Raw genomic sequence first — 13,242 nt, 5'->3', positions numbered from 1 at the left:
ACAACCGCGTCCGCCGCGCGGCTCGCTTTGAACGGTTCGCTCAAAAGCAAACGCGTGTCGGATCAATTTTGCAAACCCCGTGCCCGGTAAATATGCCTTTTAGGGTTGTTCACACCACTGCCTCAGGCACTTTCGACCGACTCCGCGCCCGGCTATTTCGCCGACAGCCACATCGATTGCCGGAAACCGTATCAAAGTGGTTAAATCGACATTTGTGAGATAGTGGCCGCACGGGTCCGTTTCACTCCTAGGCCTGCGCCCCGCGACACCGAACCCATTTGCACAGGACTTCCCGTTTATGGCGTCAATCGATCTGGACTCGCCCCCCGTCTCCGCCGGCGGCAATGCTTCGGCACAGGCCAAGCAGCGCGTCGCGGACGGCATCGCGGGACTGAAATCGTACGGGCTGCTCTACGGCTCCTCGCCGGTGATGCTGGATTTGTATGAGCAGATCGCGCGCGTCGCCAGCACCGACGCGACCGCGCTGATCATCGGTGAATCCGGTACCGGCAAGGAACTGATTGCCCGCACGATTCACGATCAAAGCAGCCGCAAGGACGCCGCGTTCGTCGCGGTGAACTGCGGCGCGATTCCCGATGAACTCATCGAAGCCGAGTTGTTCGGCCACGAAAAAGGCAGCTTCACGGGCGCGGTCCAAGGCCGCGTCGGCTACTTCGAACATGCGAACGGCGGCACGCTGTTCCTCGACGAAATCACTGAAATGGCACCGGTGCGCCAGGTCAAACTCCTGCGCGCGCTCGAGACCGGCACGTTCTTTCGGGTCGGTGGCAGCGAACTGATTCGCGGCGACGTGCGCGTGATCGCCGCGACCAATCGCGACCCCGCGGTGGCCGTGAAAGAAAACGGTCTGCGAGAAGATCTTATGTACCGACTCGCGGTTTTCCCGTTGCGCGCGCCGCCGTTGCGCGAGCGTGAGAGCGATCGCGAACTGCTCGCGCAACACTTCCTTGCATTGCTGAATCGGCAGGAAGGCGCGAGCAAGAGTTTCAGCAAACGGTCGCTCGAAACATTGCGCACCTGGTCGTGGCCAGGCAACGTGCGCGAGTTGAAGAACGCGGTGTATCGCGCGTTCATTCTCGCGGAGAAGACGGTCGAGTTGCCACATCCGCATCTCGCCTCGCGCGTGAAAAAGCCCATCACCCAAGGCGATGCGATGAGTGTGTGGATCGGCACACCGCTCGCCGATGCGCAAAGGCAGATCATTCTCGGAACGCTCAAGTATTGCGGCGGCGACAAACGGCGCGCGGCCAAAGCGCTCGGCGTGAGTCTGAAAACGCTGTACAACCGCTTGAGCACGTACGGCGAAGACGCCGCCCTGGACGACGAAGCCGAGCAATAAACTGTGCTATTCGCTCACGCGTTCCGCGTCGCGTGAGCGTGAGTGTGGTGCCTGTGAGTGATGCGTTCGTTGTACGTTTTGCCCTGCTAGAAGGCACGCTTCGCGCGCCCGCAATCTCAAATTTGATCCCTTCGCACCACCAATCAAATCGACTGCTGCTCAGCAGAAACCGATTCGTCTCGCATCATCTTTTGCAATTGCTTGCACTTTCCCACTGCCAATTACAAATGCCATCCTGCAAAATGCGACAGCGCATGTTGCAACGATGAGCAAGACGTGCCGCTCGTTTACACACGTGTTTCGCGTGGCAACGACAGGCACTTGCAGGAGCAGAGACAGGGAAATGAAAAAAAGTATGGTGTGGGCCGAATGGACAAAGCAGGCGGCTAACGTGGCCAAACCCGCGAACCCGCGACGTCCCAAGGCAACGACGCTCGCCGTGTTGGCAGTGGCGATCTCGGCGGCATTGAGCGGCTGTAGTTCGCTCTATACGGAAGGCGCCACCGCCGGAGCCGGAATCGCAGGCGCCGCGCTCGCGGCAAAAGTCACCAGCAATGCGGCAGTGGCCACCGGCATCGGTCTCGGCGCGGTGGCCGCGGCCCGTGCCGGCGTGCAGTACTCGGAGCGCGTGGCGCACACGAAGACGCAGGACGGGATCGCCAAAATTGCCGGACCGCTCGACGTCGGCGCGATTGCACCGTGGAGCGTGACCCACTCGGTGCCGATCGAAGACGACGAACACGGCCGCGTCACGGTGAGCCGTACGATTAGCGACGGCGCACTCGACTGCAAGGAAATCGTCTTCTCAGTCGATCAGACCGCCACCAAGAATGTGCCGGCGAGCAGCGCGTTCTACGTCGCGTCGATTTGCCGTGATGGCAACAACTGGAAATGGGCGTCGGCCGAACCCGCCACCGAACGCTGGGGCGCGCTGCAATGAAGGCGCCTTCGCTTCCACGCGGCGCGGCTGAACGCGGTCTGTCCGAGCCGCGGTTCGCCGATGGCGCGCGTGCCGCCCTGGTCCCGCGCCCCCCTGCAGCCGCGCTTTCCGGCAACCGGTTGCGCCTCGTACTGGCCAGTGCGCTCTGTGTCGGCGCCAGTCTGCTGACGAGCGGCTGTTCGTCGGTCGGCGCGGCCAGCGGTGCTGCGGCCGGCGTCGCCTCAGGTCTCGTCACCGCCAATCCGGCAGTCGGCATCGGCGTCGGCATTGCGGTGCAGGCTGCGACAGACGAAGCTGTCGGCCGCTACATGCGCACCATGCACACCGATCAGCAAAAAATGATCGCCGCGCTGGCCGGCGCCATGCCGGTCGGCGAGACGCGGCCCTGGGTGGTCAAGCACACGCTGCCGATCGAGAACGGCCACGGCCAGGTGCGCGTGACGCGCGCGTTTGGTTCGGCGCTCGCGCTATGCAAGGAGTTTGTGTTCTCGGTGCAGGACGGCGACGGCCCGAGCGCGCACGAAGACTGGTACTCGGCAAGCGCCTGTCGGCAGGACAAGGGCTGGAAGTGGGCATCGGCGGAACCGGCGGTCGAGCGCTGGGGCAATCTGCAATAAAAAAGCGGCGGGGTCTCCCCTGCCGCTTTTTTGCCTGCACAGTCTTATTCAACTCGTCCTGACTTAAGACTCCACGTCTTCCAGGCTGAAGATTTCAGTCTGGTCGTTGTACGAGAAGATCTCGCCATATCGGCCCCAGTTGATGACCGCGTCGAGGGTCTCTTCCGCGGCGCTGTCCGACAGAAAATCCTCCAGCTCCTGCTCAAAACGCACCCGCGGCGCACGATGCCCCGGCCGTTCGTTCAACACCTTCTTGATCCGCGCGGCGAGCGGCACATGTCGCAGCAGATGCTCGGCGAACATCATCTTGCGTTCCTGGGTGCCGAATTCGGCGAACACGCGCGCCGGCGGCGTCAGGAAAATATCTCCTTCGCGCACGTCGGCAAACCCCAGGTGCTGCAGCACTTCGGCAACCGGGAACAGATCGTCCACCTCCAGATGCAGCGAGCGGGCGATTTCCGGCATGTCCGCGCGGCCGTGATACGGCGCGGCGGCCAGCGTCTCGATCAGACCGGCCATCAGGTTGGTGGACACATGCGGCAGCCAGCTGTGCAGCTCGAGACCCTTCTTGGTCTTTTCGTCGGTCTGACGCGCGGTCATCTTCGCGTAGATCTCGTCGACCAGACGCCGGAACGCCGGGTCCAGGCGGTTGCGCGGATGCTTGAACGGCACCTTGATCTCGGCGATCACGCGGCCTGGATTCGACGACAGCACCAGAATCCGGTCGCACATGAATACGGCTTCTTCAATGTTGTGCGTGACGATCAGCACCGCCTTGATCGGCATGCGGCCTTGCGTCCACAGATCAAGCAAATCGGTACGCAGCGTTTCGGCGGTCAGCACGTCGAGCGCGGAGAACGGCTCGTCCATCAACAGCAGCGTGGGGTCGACCACCAGCGCGCGGGCAAAGCCAACGCGCTGACGCATGCCGCCCGACAACTCGCGCGGATAGGCGTTTTCGAAACCGTCCAGACCGATCAGATCGATCGCGGCGAGTGCGCGTTCGCGGCGCTCGCGCGCCGCCACGCCCTGCGCTTCGAGGCCGGCTTCCACGTTCTGCAGCACGGTCAGCCATGGGAACAGCGCGAAGGTCTGGAACACCATCGCGACGCCCTTCGCGGGGCCGTCGAGCGGCTTGCCCATGTACGTGACTTCGCCGTCGGTCGGCTCGATCAGACCGGCGATGATGCGCAACAGCGTCGACTTGCCCGAGCCCGAACGGCCCAGCAAACCGACAATCTCGCCTTCGCGCAGCGACAGATTGGCGTCGTCGAGGACGAGCAGCTCGCCCTGCGACTTGTTGAAACCGCGGCACACGTCCTTGACGCGCAGAATCTCTTCGCCGAGGCGCGGCGGCTTCGGCGGCGTCTGGATCGGCGCGGCGGTCATAGCAGCTTTAGGATTTTGCATCGCGTTTAGCCTTCATTTCTCTCAACAAAAACGCCGGGCCGCCCCCAGGTTTTCCGCTCCGCGGGAGGTCCCCGGCCCCGAAGGAAGTCCCTTTGGCGGACTGGGGGAATTACCCCCTCGGGGCGCCTCGCGCGAAGCGACAGGTTCGGGGGCGCTCAATCAAGCCGGAGCTTGGCTTCGGCATAGGCGTACATCGGACGCCACAGCAGGCGGTTGAACAGGGTCACGAACAGGGACATCACGGCGATGCCCATGATGATCTTCGGATAGTCGCCCGCCGCGGTAGTCTGTGCGATATAGGCGCCCAAACCGTGCGCGGCGACCTTGGTATCGCCCCACTGGACGAATTCCGCGACGATGCTCGCGTTCCACGCCCCGCCCGAGGCGGTGATCGCGCCCGTCACGTAGTACGGAAAAATGCCCGGCAGCATGATCTGGCGCCACCATTGCCAGCCGCGAATGTGGAAATTCTTGGCGGCTTCGCGGTAGTCGTTCGGATAGGAACTCGCGCCGGCAATCACGTTGAACAGGATATACCACTGAGTGCCGAGCACGATCAGCGGCGACAGCCAGATGTCCGGGTTCAGATGAAAGCGCACGATGGCGATGACGAACACCGGGAACAGCAGGTTCGCCGGGAACGCGGCGAGGAACTGCGCAACCGGCTGGATCTTCTCCGCCAGCGCCGGGCGCAGCCCGATCAGCACACCGATCGGCACCCAGATCACCGAGGCGATCGCGATCAGCAGAATCACGCGCAGCAGCGTGATGAGCCCGAGTATGAACACGTGGCCGACTTCCTCGAGCGTCACGCCCGTACGTACGTAGATGAATACGCGGTACACCACATAGACCGTGGCGAGCAGCACCAGAATCGCCCAGGCGATGTCGCCCAGGCGTGAGGTCTTTTCGCGCTGCGGAATATGGAAGCGCGGGCCATGGAATGCCGGCAACCGGAACGGCATCCGCGCGGCCTTCGCAAACAGCCAGCCGAGCGGCACCAGCAAGCGGTGAATCAGCCGGGTGCGGCGAATCAGGTCGAGCAGCCACGATTCCGGCGCATTGCCGGAGCTGGTGGTTTCCATGCGGAATTTGTCGGCCCATGCGACCAGCGGGCGGAACAGAAGCTGGTCATACGCGAGAATCACGACCGTCATCGCAAGGATCACCCAGCCGACCGCATGCAGGTTCTTGTCGGAGATCGCCTGCGCCAGATAGGCGCCGATACCTGGCAGCGTGATCGTGTTGTTGCCGACCGTGATCGCTTCCGACGCAACGACGAAGAACCAGCCGCCCGACATGGACATCATCATGTTCCAGATGAGGCCCGGCATCGAGAACGGCACTTCCAGCTTCCAGAAGCGCTGCCATGAAGTCAGATGAAAGCCGCGCGAGACTTCGTCCAGATCGCGCGGCACCGTGCGCAACGACTGATAGAAGCTGAACGTCATGTTCCACGCCTGGCTCGTGAAGATCGCGAAGATCGCCGCCAGCTCGGCGCCGAGCACACGGCCCGGGAACAGCGCGAGGAAGAACGTGACGGTAAACGAAATGTAGCCCAGCACCGGCACCGACTGCAGGATGTCGAGAATCGGCACCAGCACGAGGCCGGCGCGGCGGCTCTTGGCCGCGAGCGTGCCGTACACCAGCGTGAAGATCAGCGAGGCGACCATTGCCGCCAGCATGCGCAGCGTGGTGCGCATCGCGTACTCGGGCAGATTCGACGGGTCGAGCGAGATCGCTTGCGTCTTGAGCGACGACATCGGCGCCAGGGTCTCGTGAAAACCGATCGCCGCCATCGCGATGATGCAGATGATCAGCGGAAAGGCAACGAAGTCCCAGCGATTGGGCAGCACCCGCCATGCCGACGCATTGGCGGTGCGCTTCAGGTTGAAGCTGAAATCCATCAGACGCGCTCCCTATTCATATAGGCGTTCAAACGCACGACGGGTGCCGCGGCTTCAACGCGGCGGTCTGAGGATCGGTCCGGAAAACGGAAATCAGGCATGGCAAAACGCGTGTGTGCAGTAAATCGTTAGCGTTGAAGACACGTGGACCGGCAACGGAGGTGTCCGGGGGAGAGCCGCCCTGGACCGCAACCATCAAGCCGGGCTCCTGTCGCCGCAGGCGCCGCCCGAAGGCTGGCGAGTTTTCCTTGTTTTGGACGGCACGACACTACACCATCCTATGTTTCAGGCACAACCTTTCGCGGTAAATCGTGGCGAACGCCCAGGCAACGGCCTTCGGCCGGCGCAAGCGAACCGCGCCGCGAGCCACTTAACCGCGTGCACCGACCCCATGCTCCATAGCCGCGGCGGCGGCCGAAATCGCCCTGGAGTCCACTCGAAATACCCGCATGGCCATTCAGAAAGCGGACGCGCTGCCGTTAAGACCGGTAGGGCAAGACGCCTGCACTTCGCATTCCCGCAATAACGGTAGCGTCAGGCCCCATGACAGTTAAAATCAAGAGACGACGCGCCGGCTTACGGTTATGCCGGGCCTCGACGCAGCCCACCGCGGCGACGTATCACACCCGCTCGCGCGGGGGCGAAACAGCGTCAGCGCGCTGCCACGAATGAACCAGTTGCATGTCACAGCCAGACGGATCAGAGGGTCGATGAACAGGACAACCTTGCGCCAGGCAGCCGGACCGATCAGCTTCGTGCTGGTCGTGCTCGTTTGCTGGTTCGTGGCCGGCATGGTCGCGGACCGGATGGTACAGCAAGAGCTGGACGCGGCCATGCGCACGCAGCGGCAAATGTCCACCTCGATCGTCGACAACATGGCGGAGGTGATCGCCAGCGACCTCGCGATGTCCCGGGCCATTCCCGCAACCATGGCCGAAATGGACGTGATCCAGCACGCGCTGGTGCAATCCCAGAATTATGCCGTGAACGGCGAAACGACGGAACCCGCGCTGCACGCCGCGTTGTTAAAAGACCCGCACATGACCGCCGTGAGCGCCTTCCTGCATGACGCGCAAGGCTTCTCCGGGCTCGACCAGGTCTGGCTCGTCAACGCCAACGGCATCTGCGTCGCATCGAGCAATGCCATCAGCAGTCCGCTCGCCGGGGCGCGCTCCTTCGTCGGCATCGACATGCACACGCGCACCTACCTGACGAACGCACTGCTCGGCGCGTTTTCGGAAGCCTACGGCGTTGGCCGCGCGAGCGGCGAGCCGGGCATCTTCATCGCCGCGCCGGTGTACGCCGACGGCCTGCTGGTCGGGGCGGTGGTCGCCAAGGTGGGGATCGCGCGGCTGCGCCACTGGGTCGCGCATGTCGGCACCTTCGTCGCCGACGATAACGGCGTCATCATCATGGCGCACAACAGCCAACTCGAAGGCCACGCGCTGCCGAACGCGCACGTCATGCAGATGAGTGCCGCCGAGCGCATGACCATCTATCGCCGCGAAATCCTCCCCGACATACGGATTCAGATCGACGCCCAGGTGCGCGAGCAGGCGCCCTGGGTGCCCGCAACCGTCGCCCAACAACTGTTCGGCATGAGCGAGCGGCCGGCGCCGTCACTGTATCAGGCACGCAGCGGGTTGAACTCGGGGCTGTCGGCGCATCTGGTCGATCCACTCGCGGCCTGGCCCGAGCTACTGCGAAATCACAAACGCGACCAACTGCTCGTGTTTCTGACGCTCGCCGGCACGGTCGCGCTCGCGTGGGTGATCACGGTGTCGTACGTACGCGAGCGGCGCCACCATCGCGCCACGCGCGATCTTGCCGAGCAATTGCAATCGGCCAATACGCTGCTCTCGGCCGAGGCGCGCCACGATGCGCTGACCGGCGCGCTGTCGCGGCGCTACTTTCTCGACCTGCTGCGCCGCGAGATCGAATGCGCGCATGCGGGCAACGAACCGCTGTGCATGGCGATCGCCGACCTCGACCACTTCAAGCAGATCAATGACCGCTTCGGCCACGCCGCCGGCGACCGCGCGCTTGAACATTTCGTCGACACCTGCCGGGCGGAGTTGCGCGGCGCCGATGCGGTCGGCCGGCTCGGCGGCGAAGAGTTCGGCTTGCTGCTGCCAGCCACGGATCTGGCCGGCGGCCGCGAAGTCGTCGAACGGTTGCGCCTGCGCCTGAAATCGATTCCTTCGCCCAAGTTGCCGGCCTCGGTGGGCTTGAGCGTAAGCATCGGCATCACTGAACTTTCGCCCGACGATCTGCCCGAGCGAATCATGAGCCGCGCCGACATGGCGCTCTACGCGGCGAAGACGGGGGGCCGCGACCGCACCGAAGCGCTGCCGCCCGACGACACCGCGCCGCCCGCGCGCACGGTGGCCACCGCGTGGTAAGGGGCGGCTAACCGCCCGACCACCGTTTGGACAGCGGCCTCGTCATCCCTTGCCCGCCGGCGTCCCGTCAGCGCGTCGACGAGCGCGGCTGATGACGCAGCGCAAGCCCCGGCCTCGGGCGTCCCGTAACGAAGCAGGTATCATCAACCTTGACACTCAGGTTGCCGCTACCGCTTTAACGGGAGATTCGCATGAAGGGAAATTTGGTCATCGTCTGTCGCGATCAGGATGCTGATGCATTCGACCATTTGCTGGCCGAATATGGCGCGTTCCAGACGCGCTTGTCGTCGACTGCGTGGTACCTGAAACTGGACGTCGCGCCGGAATTGATTCAGGAAGAGATCCTCGCACGTCTCGGCAAATACACCACGCACTACATCTTCGAAGCCGAGACAGTGACGTGGAATACCGTGGATAGCGACGCGGCGAATGCGTTGAACACGCTGTTTGCGGACTAACTAACGCGCCGGCTCTTGGCCGTGAATTCCGAACAGCGCGTTCGGAGCTCGCATTCCGGCGCACCTATAGCGGGGCAGGCGCGAGCCGCCCGCACCCCGCCCAACCTACCAGGCGCTTTCCGAGGCCGCCGCAACACGCGGCACCGCTGCGAACGGAAAGCTCATCAAGACCCGCAAACCACGGCCGCCGTGGTTGCCGATCTCCCACTCCCCGCCCGCCCGCCGCACTAGCCGCTCGACAATCGCGAGCCCCAGGCCGCTATGACCGTTGCCGCCGCGCGCCGGGTCGAGCCGCACAAACGGCCGGCTGGCATTGATCAGATCCTGCGCGGCGATGCCGCAGCCATTGTCACTCACCGACAGCGTGAAGCCTTGCGGCGTGGCCGCGGTGGCGACGATGACCGGTGGCGCGCCATAGGCGTGTGCGTTGTCAAGCAGGTTCGACAGAATCCGGTCGAGCGTGGCGGCGGGCAGCAGGAAGCCCGGCCCCGCGTTGAGTTCGGTCTGCACGGTGGGCGCACCGGCCGCCACCGCGCGATAACTACGCACGACCCGCTCGCACTGCTCGTCCACCTCGACCGCTTCGCTGCGATCGGCGCCGTCGTGCGCGAACACCAGAAACTGCTCGACGATATGGGTCATCGAATTGACGTCGCGCACCACGCCGTCACGCATCTTCACTTCTTCCATCATTTCGGCGCGCAGCCGCAGGCGCGCCAGCGGCGTTTTCAGGTCGTGCGCGACGCCGGCCAGCATCACGGCCCGATCGTTTTCGGTACGCGCCACTTCCTGAACCATCTGATTGAAGCCGTGCGTCAACTGACGCAACTCGCGCGGACCGCGCTCGGGCACCGGCGGCACCGGCAAGCCCCGGCCGAAGCGCGCGACTGCCTGGGCGAGCGAGCGCAATGGCTGCTGGAGGGCCCATGCGGCAAAGAGCGCCGCCATGACGGCGAACGAGAAGATGATCACGAGCCACAGCACCATCCGGTCGAGCGAGCGCGGAGGCCGCAGCGGCTGCACCGGCACGACGATCCAGTTGCGATCAGAAACGCCGCGCACCCACAGCGTGGGTGCGCGGCCTGGTACACCGACGCGCACCTGCGTACCGGTGGGCATGCGATCGCGCGCGTCTTCGATGAAACGCTCGAGCGGCGGCGGCAAAGCCGGCGCTTCGGCCGGCACGTCGGGGCTGGCCGGATCGACCAGCCTGACGCGCGACGGCAGCGGCTGCTCCGGCGAATTGGCGACGTGCTGGCGCACCGCATCGACCAGGAAAACAGCTTCCTCGACCGCGTAGCGCGTTTGCAGTTGGCTTCGCTCGAGCCGCATCAACGCGTACCACGCGAAATGCGACAGCAGCAGCACCGCGATAACTAGCAGTGCCAGCCGCCCGAACAGCGAATCAATGGGCCGACGCATGCTGATCGCCATCCGGCACGAACACGTAGCCGCGGCCGCGCACCGTTTGAATGAAACGCGGCGTGGACGGATCGGTTTCGAGAATGCGGCGCAGACGCCACACCTGCACGTCGATGCCGCGGTCGGTGCCGTCGTATTCCGGACCGTGCAGCAATTCGAGCAGGCGTTCACGCGTGAGCGTGCGCATGGGGTGATTGACGAAAATCTTCAGGAGCGCGAATTCGCTGCCCGACAGCGTGAGCGGCTTGTCTTCGAGATGCAGCGTGCGCGACTGGAAATCCAGCGTGAAGCGGCCGAAGTTGAACGGTTCGCGCTGCTCCGGCGCGGCCGCCGAGGGCAGCGTGCGCCGCCGCCGCAGCACCGCCTGCACGCGCGCCAGCAACTCGCGCGGGTTGAACGGCTTGCCGAGGTAGTCGTCCGCGCCGAGCTCCAGCCCGACGATCCGGTCGACGTCGTCCGCACGCGCGGTGAGCATGATGACGGGAATGTCGTCGCCCGACGCGCGCAGCTTGCGCAGCGCGGTCAACCCGTCGACGCCCGGCATCATCAGATCGAGCACGATCAGGTCCGGGCGCTCGCGTTCGAGCCTGCGCTCGAGCGAGCCCGCGTCGTGCAGCACCGAGACTTCGATGCCCTGACGCGCAAGATATTCGCGCAGCAGATCGCGCAATTCGACGTCGTCGTCGACAACCAGTATTTGAGTAGCCATGGGATGAAGTTTAACGCGCAGCAGGAAGGGTTTCAGATTTCAGGCGGCCCTCAAGGGTTACCGGGTGTTACGGTGAAAGGCGCACGTAATGACCCGTAATAGCCGCATCAAGCCACGTAACACAGCGCCGGACACAGTTCTCTACGCTGTGACTTACCGAATGCAGGCCGTCCTCGATTACCGGCTGCATCGTCGGCTATTCCATTACAGGGAGTCTTACATGTCCACCAAAAAAATGTCGCGCGTTCTCGCCGTTGCCGCCACCGCTCTCGCCATCGGCGCGGGCGCTGCCTATGCCGCACAACCCGCCGGTCACGGCGGCCCCGGCGGCTGGCATGGCCACTTCATGAAGGAACTGACGCAACTGCATGACCAGTTGAAGCTGAATGCGGATCAGGAAAAGCAATGGCAAGCCGCGCTCGACACCATGAAGCAGAACCACGAGGCCGAGCACGCCAATCATGAACAGATCAAGAACCAGTTCAAGGCCGCGCAGCAGCAGCCGATTCTGGATCTGAACGCCATGGCGGCGGCGCACCAGCAAGTCGAGCAGAAAGACGCGCAACTGCGTCAGCAAACCTCGGATGCGTGGCTCAAGTTCTATAACGGCCTGAACGACCAGCAGAAGACCACCGTCAGCACGGCGCTGAAGCAGCGTTTTGCGAAGATGGAAGCGCGTCACGAGAAGATGCATGAGCGCTGGGAAAATCATAACGGCGCAGCATCGGCACCGGCCGCGAATCAGTAAGCGTTGCGGCGTAGACCGGAGGCGGCCTGCCTGGCCGTCGTCCGAATGTAAAAACGCCACGGAAGATTTTCCGTGGCGTTTTACGTTGGCTTTCGCAGACTGCACGCAAAGCGGCGCACTGGTTCCAGACTCGTTGCGCTCTCAACTATCAGCCGAGGAACGGCCGGCCGCTTATGCGCGCAGATCCGCGCTCATCCGTTGAGCGGACCGAGATCGAACAGCAGCACCTCGGCGTTCTCGCCCTTTTCGAGCGTGACCGCATCGGTCTCGCTGATCTTGGCGGCGTCGCCGGCATGAAGCGCTTCGCCATTCACAGTCAACGCGCCCCGCGCCACGTGCACATACGCAAGCCGCCCTTTCGGCAGCGCGAACGTCGCCGCTTCCGCGCCGTCGATCAGCCCCGCGTAGATCGATGCGTCCGCATGAATCGTCACCGAGCCATCGCGGCCGTCGGGAGAGGCGACCACGCGTAGACGGCCGCGCTTGTCGGCGTCGTCGAAACGTTTTTCCTCGTAGCCCGGCTGGTCGCCGGCGCGTTGCGGGATCACCCAGATCTGCAACAGATGCGCGGGCTCATCCTGCGACGCATTGAACTCGCTGTGCATGACGCCTGTGCCGGCGCTCATGCGCTGCACGTCACCGGGACGGATGGTCGAACCGTTGCCCATGCTGTCGCGGTGCGCGAGTGCGCCCTCCAGCACATAGGTGACGATTTCCATGTCGCGATGGCCATGCGTGCCGAAGCCCTGCCCGCCGGCGATGCGGTCTTCGTTGATGACCCGCAGCGGTCCGAAGTGCACATGTTGCGCGTCGCGGTAGTCGGCAAACGAGAAGCTGTGATACGAATCGAGCCAGCCGTGATTGGCGTGGCCGCGTTCTTCGGAGCGGCGAATCTCGATCATGAGGATCTCCCGGTGAATAGATAGCGATGTCCAGAATGTATGGGCGCAAAGCGCGCTAAACAATCGGCAACGGCGCACCGGATCGTTTCATAAATCCGTGCAATGGGGCGTCGGCGCGGCGTGCGGCGCGGCCGGGCGCCTGTTGGCAGCCCTGCTCACGAGGCCAGCGCCGACCCATTCCTGGTGGACTCAGAAGCGAACACACCCCAAGAAAAAAGGGAGCAGCGGCCCAATACCGTCGCGCATGCACAACGCATGCGCCCGCCTACCGGCCGCCGCCTGCGTCCCGCACTGGCGCCCTGCTCCTGTTCGGGTAAAATACCGCCCTTTTCAAGACACGTGTGGGTTCCCGGCATGCTGGCGGGGC

11 protein-coding genes are annotated in these 13,242 nt (G+C 64.0%); 6 read left to right on the top strand and 5 right to left on the bottom strand.

Features of this window, described 5'->3' with window-relative positions; all coding sequences use genetic code 11:
* Window positions 1-298: 298 nt before the first annotated feature.
* From ACAX43_RS21590 to ACAX43_RS21580, 3 genes are all read left to right on the top strand, one after another.
* Window positions 299-1,360 carry a sigma-54 interaction domain-containing protein gene (locus ACAX43_RS21590; RefSeq protein ID WP_370710453.1) on the top strand — a complete coding sequence of 354 codons (1,062 nt, stop codon included), beginning with the start codon at window positions 299-301 and terminating at the stop codon, window positions 1,358-1,360.
* A 343-nt stretch (window positions 1,361-1,703) separates the two neighbouring features.
* The gene (locus ACAX43_RS21585) at window positions 1,704-2,300 is read left to right on the top strand and encodes a hypothetical protein (protein ID WP_370710452.1); all 597 of its coding nucleotides are present in this window, start codon (window positions 1,704-1,706) and stop codon (window positions 2,298-2,300) included.
* Window positions 2,297-2,917 (top strand): hypothetical protein, encoded by a 621-nt coding sequence (locus tag ACAX43_RS21580; protein WP_370710451.1) that lies wholly within the window; start codon window positions 2,297-2,299, stop codon window positions 2,915-2,917. Before ACAX43_RS21585 ends, ACAX43_RS21580 begins: the two co-directional genes overlap by 4 nt.
* Window positions 2,918-2,980: 63 nt before the next feature.
* Here the strand turns inward: ACAX43_RS21580 and ACAX43_RS21575 are convergent, their stop codons facing one another.
* Both ACAX43_RS21575 and ACAX43_RS21570 read right to left on the bottom strand, forming a co-directional pair.
* Window positions 2,981-4,327, bottom strand: a complete 1,347-nt coding sequence (locus ACAX43_RS21575) for an AAA-associated domain-containing protein (protein ID WP_073430735.1) — start codon at window positions 4,325-4,327, stop codon at window positions 2,981-2,983.
* A 155-nt stretch (window positions 4,328-4,482) separates the two neighbouring features.
* Window positions 4,483-6,234, bottom strand: coding sequence for an ABC transporter permease (locus ACAX43_RS21570; protein ID WP_370710450.1), 1,752 nt, complete (start codon window positions 6,232-6,234; stop codon window positions 4,483-4,485).
* 710 nt (window positions 6,235-6,944) lie between these two features.
* On the opposite strand from ACAX43_RS21570, the gene ACAX43_RS21565 reads away from it, so the two are divergent.
* Window positions 6,945-8,636 carry a diguanylate cyclase gene (locus ACAX43_RS21565; RefSeq protein WP_370710449.1) on the top strand — a complete coding sequence of 564 codons (1,692 nt, stop codon included), beginning with the start codon at window positions 6,945-6,947 and terminating at the stop codon, window positions 8,634-8,636.
* Window positions 8,637-8,827: 191 nt separating this feature from the next.
* Entirely contained in the window at window positions 8,828-9,094 is a 267-nt protein-coding gene (locus ACAX43_RS21560; RefSeq protein WP_370710448.1) for a hypothetical protein, read from the top strand.
* 105 nt (window positions 9,095-9,199) lie between these two features.
* On the opposite strand, the gene ACAX43_RS21555 is transcribed toward ACAX43_RS21560, so the two are convergent.
* A complete protein-coding gene (locus ACAX43_RS21555; protein WP_370710447.1) occupies window positions 9,200-10,516 on the bottom strand; it encodes an ATP-binding protein in 1,317 nt (438 codons plus the stop codon).
* Entirely contained in the window at window positions 10,500-11,225 is a 726-nt protein-coding gene (locus tag ACAX43_RS21550; RefSeq protein WP_370710446.1) for a response regulator, read from the bottom strand. The genes ACAX43_RS21555 and ACAX43_RS21550 overlap by 17 nt, the downstream gene beginning before the upstream one ends.
* 220 nt (window positions 11,226-11,445) lie before the next feature.
* Between ACAX43_RS21550 and ACAX43_RS21545 the strand changes: the two genes are divergently transcribed.
* Window positions 11,446-11,973 (top strand): periplasmic heavy metal sensor, encoded by a 528-nt coding sequence (locus tag ACAX43_RS21545; RefSeq protein WP_370710445.1) that lies wholly within the window; start codon window positions 11,446-11,448, stop codon window positions 11,971-11,973.
* A 191-nt stretch (window positions 11,974-12,164) separates the two neighbouring features.
* On the opposite strand, the gene ACAX43_RS21540 is transcribed toward ACAX43_RS21545, so the two are convergent.
* Window positions 12,165-12,875, bottom strand: a complete 711-nt coding sequence (locus ACAX43_RS21540) for a pirin family protein (RefSeq protein ID WP_370710444.1) — start codon at window positions 12,873-12,875, stop codon at window positions 12,165-12,167.
* Window positions 12,876-13,242: the final 367 nt, after the last annotated feature.

Source organism: Paraburkholderia sp. IW21, from assembly GCF_041321145.1.
Lineage (GTDB): Bacteria > Pseudomonadota > Gammaproteobacteria > Burkholderiales > Burkholderiaceae > Paraburkholderia.
The sequence above is the reverse complement of the archived record's forward strand: the minus strand, read 5'-3'. Positions and strand labels throughout refer to the sequence as shown.